At 59.0% G+C, this 5,745-nt stretch carries 2 protein-coding genes and 1 pseudogene; 1 reads left to right on the top strand and 2 read right to left on the bottom strand.

Annotated elements, in window-relative coordinates:
* Positions 1–942: 942 nt before the first annotated feature.
* Entirely contained in the window at positions 943–2,115 is a 1,173-nt protein-coding gene (locus AC1D1L_RS33245) for a M20 aminoacylase family protein (RefSeq protein WP_477345716.1), read from the bottom strand.
* 223 nt (positions 2,116–2,338) lie between these two features.
* The gene (locus tag AC1D1L_RS33240; protein WP_477345714.1) at positions 2,339–3,793 is read right to left on the bottom strand and encodes an aldehyde dehydrogenase; all 1,455 of its coding nucleotides are present in this window, start codon (positions 3,791–3,793) and stop codon (positions 2,339–2,341) included.
* A gap of 1,705 nt (positions 3,794–5,498) precedes the next feature.
* Here AC1D1L_RS33240 and AC1D1L_RS33235 point away from each other — a divergent pair.
* Positions 5,499–5,745 (top strand): annotated as a pseudogene (locus tag AC1D1L_RS33235) (GMC family oxidoreductase); the annotation flags it as partial.

Raw genomic sequence — 5,745 nt, 5'->3', positions numbered from 1 at the left:
TCCCCGTTTTTGATCTTGTCGAGTAGGGACTGCGCCGAGGCTGAACTGGCAAATGGAGCGATTGCCATTGCCGCTATGCCGAGCGCAGCCAATCCCTTCAGCACTGCACGTCTCTGGGGATTGCGCCTGTTTTTGTCATAGTGCCGCTTTTTCATCTTGTCGTTCCTCCCTTTTTCGCATAGCCCCACCGAAATGGCCGTGAGACGCGTCGTGACGGTAACAGCGTCCCGATGGTTGGTTTCCGCAAATTTAGAGTTGCGCTCGCAGGAAAACGACGTTTTCTTGTTCCTTGTCGCTGCTGCGCAGACAAGTACGAATCTGGGCCTTGACTTTCGAAGAGCTGTCAAGGCGCGGCCATGAGGTACAGCGTGTCCTGCGCGTGGCGGTCGGGACGACGCGACCGAGCTATGCAGCGGCGAATGTTGAAGGTTGTGCGTGTTAGCGCACTGACGGTACTTCTCCGGCGGTCCGCGACGCCGTGCCGATCCGATCCCGATTTTTTCGGACTGGGGTCGTGCCGATGCTGGGCCGAGTGTTCGCTCGATAGCTAATATTAGAGGAGATGCTGCGCCGCCACCACGATCTGGGGCAACGGCGTTCGCCGCACGCGGGGCGGCGCCTTTCGTTCATCGAGAATGGCTGGCTTGTGCTCTTCACCAGAACAACCGACCTCGTCCACGCAGCTTCCTTCTGGCTTGAGCCAACCCCCGGGCGGACGTCGGTAGCGCCTCCGGTACCGGACCAAAGCTCCACCGTTAGGTCGACGCGGCTCCCGCACAAACTATCTATGAGGGCGATGGCGGCACTCGGCGTCGCGACCTTGGTGATGATGACGTTGGCCGGCCCGGCTTCCGCACAGTCGCTGCTCGACAATGTCTTCCACAACGACATGCAGGGCGAGGCAGATTAGGCCTGATTCCTGCGCACTGATTCCGCAACACCTCAAGTCGCAAGCGCGTTCTCCACCAGCTTGATCCAGAACGACGTCCCGTACAGAACCGCCTCGTCGTTGAAGTCATAGCCGGCGTTGTGCAAACCGGCGCTCTGGCCATTACCGCACCAGATGAAGGCGCCGGGTCGGTGCTTCGCCAAGTCCGAAAAATCCTCCGCTACCAACATCGGCGGCGTCGCGACCACGTTGTCTTCACCGGCCACCTCCTTGGCCACGTTCATCGCAAGCTCGGTCGGCACCGGATGATTGAAGACAGCGGCATTGCTGCCCTCGATGGTAAGGACTATGTTCGCGCCAGTGACCTGAGCGATTCCGGCAACCACCTCAGCCATTCGTTTCTTGACCAGCTGACGCACCTCCGGGGTCAGAGCGCGCATGCTGCCTCGCAGCTCTGCTGTCTGGGCAATCACCCGCTGCGGGGTTCCGGAATGGAATTCGTGGAACGAAATCGCCGCGGATTCCAAAGGATCGACGTTCTGCGCCACGATTTGCTGCAGAGCCGTGATAAGCTGCGCGCCAGCTTGCATAGCGTCGATACATTGATGCGGGCTCCCGGGATGGCCTCCGCGGCCTTCGATACTGATCTGGATACCGTCCGTCGCCGCCATCACCGCACCTTGCAGAATGCCAAAGGAGCCAATCGGCAAGCCCGGAAGGTTGTGCATGCCATAGACCTGCTCGATGCCAAAGCGGTCCATCAGGCCATCATCGATCATCCCTTGCGCGCCCGTCCCGATCTCTTCCGCAGGTTGGAAGATCAAGACCGCCGTACCGACGAAATTCCGGGTTTCGGCAAGGTAGCGTGCCGCGCCCAACAGCATCGCGGTATGGCCGTCATGACCACAGGCATGCATCAAGCCCTTGTTCCTGGAGGTATAGGGCAGACCAGTGGCCTCCTCGATCGGCAGCGCGTCCATGTCAGCGCGCAATCCGATCACCTTGAGGTTGCCATTGCTACCGGCTTTCTGGCCCTTGATGATGCCGACAACGCCGGTCTTGCCAATGCCGGTCACCACCTCGTCGCAGCCGAATTCGCGCAGGCGCTCCGCGACGAAGGCCGAAGTGTGGTGTTCGTCGAAGCCCAGCTCTGGGTGAGCGTGGATCTCGCGGCGCCAGGTTGTGATTTCATCATGAAGGTCGGCAACGCGATTGAGGACAGGCATGTGAGTTTCCCTACCGCTTGGTTTGATGCTGTCTCGCCTTCCAACTTTGGCGATTTTTGCGAAAGAAAATTAGAAGCGATGTTGTTGTCCTGTTTGGCAAACCGGAAAAGCTACTCCGCCGGTTCGAAATTCGCAATTTGTGCCACTAATCCGTGCAGAACGCCCGCTCTGAACTGAAATCACTCACGTTTGTGCAAGCACACAACCACCAAAGCAGCTGCTCTCACTTTTGCGGTGGGAATATGGACTTGGTTTCAAGAAAGGCGGCCAATCCCTCTGGCCCAAGCTCGCGGCCGAGACCACTGCCTTTGATCCCACCGAACGGCGCGTCGATGTGTAGTGTGTAGCGGTTGATGCCGACTACGCCAGCCGCAATCCGGCGCGCAATCGCCAGCCCGCGCTCGGGATCGGACGTGAACACTGCGCCGCCAAGCCCATATGTCGTGCCGTTACATATCGCGAGCGCCTCCTCGTCATTGTCGTAGGGGATGACCGAGACCACCGGCCCAAAGATCTCCTCCTGAGCGATACTCATTGCGCTGTCCACGTCACGGAAGACTGTCGGCTGGATGTAGTACCCGACGTCCATGGCCACCGGCCGGTCCCCACCGGTCACGACCTGGGCACCCTGTGCGCGCCCAGATGCGATGTATTCCTCGACGCGATCGCGTTGACGCCTCGCCACTAGGGGTCCGATCTGCGTCGCGGGATCGAGCGGATGTCCCACTACGAGGCCGGCCATCTTGGCTGCGATTCCCTCGACCACTTCCTCGTAGCGTGCGCGCGGAGCAATTACGCGAGTCAGCGCGTGACAGATTTGACCGCTGAACGGTACGCACGCGGGCGCCACCAGAGGAAGGAACGTGTTAAGATCGGCGTCATCGAGCAACAGCGCCCCCGATTTACCGCCAAGCTCCAGCGTGACGCGCGCGAAGCGCTCCGCGCAGGCCATCGCAACTTGACGCCCCGCGCGCGTGGACCCGGTGAAGGACACCTTGTCGACGCCCGGGTGAGCGGCCAGCAACGCTCCCGTCTCTCGTCCGCCGAAGACGATATTCACAACACCGGGAGGAATGCCCGCCTCGTCCAAGGCTTCGGCAAGCAGGTAGGAGTCAAGCGATGCTTCCGGCGACGGCTTTATGACGGTCGTGCAACCGGCGGCCAAGGCCGGTGCTAGCTTCCACGCAATTGCTCCCTGAGGACCGTTCCACGGCACGATCAGTCCGGCAACACCTACCGGCTCTCTTCGAATGACCGTTCGCAGCCCGTGTCCGACGCGTTCGGTCTCGACTTCGAACTGGTCGGCGAGTTCAGCGTAATAGTCGTAGTACTTAGATGTGCCACTCCCATTAGACTGCACTGAGCTCGCCAGGGGCATCCCAATTTGAGCGGTGACAGTCGCGCCGAGTCGCTCGGCGCGACTGTCGATTGCACGGGCAAGCTTGCGCAAATAGTTGGCTCGCTTCGATGGCGGCAACTGCGGCCAACCGGAACTCTCGAACGCTGCCCGGGCGGCGTCTACCGCCGCAGAAACGTCGTCCTTGTCGCCGTTAGGTATGGTTGCAAACTCCCGCTCATCGGCCGGGTTCACAACGGGAATCCGTGCCCGCGAGTGGACCGGTTGGAGCTTCCCGTTGACATAGATATCGGAATATTCGCCGTTCATCTGGCCAAACATTCCGTCTGTTGCCGCTTTCGCTACTATACCTCTTGCCACGGTAGCTGAACCTTCCATATGGAGCCAATCTGTTGTGTCAGCAGTAGGCGCATTGCTACGCCTCGCCCTAAGTGCCGGAAACCGTCGGGCGAGTTCTTCCGGACTGTGGGCTACCTGTGGATCACACTACACGGACCAAATTGCCTGTTTTCGCGAAATAGACCGCGGCTAACGCCGCAAATCATCGTTCTTCTTGCCGAGGCGCACTAGTGCTGCGAACTGCCGGTGTAAAACGGGAATAAGTATCGAGTCTGGAAGCCAGCAATTCAGCGTAGGCGCGAGTTTAACGGGAGTTCACAAGCTGGCACAAATCTGTACCCAAGCGGTATTGCGAGACAGCTGGCCGTTCGTCGAGACCGACGCGAACGGCTACATGGTGGAGCTGCCCCGACGAGACCGCGTGAGACCGCACGTTAGTCTTGAACTGGTTGAACCCTTCGACGCAAAGGCCAGAGACTAGAAGCTGAGCCACGCCGCCTTTGTCAAATATCAGCTCGGGACCGGCCCTCCAGTGAACACCAATTGTCAAGACAGTTCTCAGCCGCAGGGATTGATCAAGCCGACGGCCTTCTGGGCGCGTAACAAAAATTGCGCCGGTTTCCTGCGTCCTCTCGAGACTATTGCGCGCGGGGGCGCTCACTTGAATTTGCTACATACTATTTCTTCAGATTCGGGCGAACAGAATGATGATTAGCCGACAGAGAGAGATCGCTGCATGGCCAAGATGGACCGGGCAATGGCTGCCATCCCAGCAAGGAATTCGACATCGTCACCAGCAAGCTCTGAGGGAATGTTGCACTGGGCGACGCCGTCGATCCACCAACGGAAATCGTCCCATCTAATTAATTAGTTCCATCGAACGCATGCCTGCGCTCGACACGCCTCTCTACACCGACATGGCAGAGTTGGGGCTGAAGTTTCCCGCCTTGGGCGACCCGACCGCACTGCTATGTTTTCCAAAGCTGCCAAGTCGAATCGATGCTCGGCTGTGACCTGAGTCCAAAAGAACGACTTGCTGGTCGCTTCTGTTTCGACCCGTCATCTTTGCTGGAAACGTCCCCTTCGAGGAGCTTGCGCGGCGTCCGGATGTTTCGGCTGAGCTGACGCAGGCTGCTCGGTTCGCGCACTGCGGCTCGTTTGTGGCCTGGGGCATCCCATTCGAAGCTGGTCGCCCCGTATTTCTCAAACATCGGCCGGTCACAGCCAAGATGTCGCCGACCGCAGCTCGATGGTTCGTGTTTCTGCACTCATCCGATATTCGTCCGCTTTCCCCCGACCAAAATGGGCTGATCTATCCGATGCGGGGAATCGGCCAGCTAAACGAGCACGCGGCGGATTACATAAAGCTTCACGTGCACAGTTCCGCTGGTGAATACCTTGCTCCGGCAAACGGCAACCGCAATCCAAATCCACGATGGTTCGCGAACTACAGCACCGAGCATTGGCAGAAACAGAGCTCATTACCGTAGAGCTCGAGAAGGTGCTGCACTGGTGTGAAGACGGCTGGGTCACCGCCGATACCCATGTGCATTTCCTGGCTCCGGCAACAGCCATGCTGGAGGGTGCTGCGGAAGGCGTAAACGTGATCAACCTCCTCGCGAATCAGTGCCGAGATCGCTATCCCCGGATGTTCCTGGAGGCCTTGGCCAACACCCGGGACATCACATATCTGGAGCCGAACAATCGCATGGCAGCCAATGTGAGTGGTCACATTCAGATGCATGCACGTTACTCCTCGGGTTACGACAGGTGTCCTTCGACGGATATGGCAATCTCTGCGGTCGCCAAGTCGGCCTGGCATCCGCTCGGGAAACGCCTTGGCTCGCTTTTCCTGTGGGTCAACCGCAGCTATTCCATAGGAACGGTAACCCTAAAGAATCGCTCTCATGCCATCGAACCAGAGGTGGATTTCA

It is taken from the genome of Mesorhizobium sp. P2_D6, from assembly GCF_056404315.1.
Note: the sequence above shows the minus strand (reverse complement) of the source record. Positions and strands in the feature narration are given on the sequence as shown.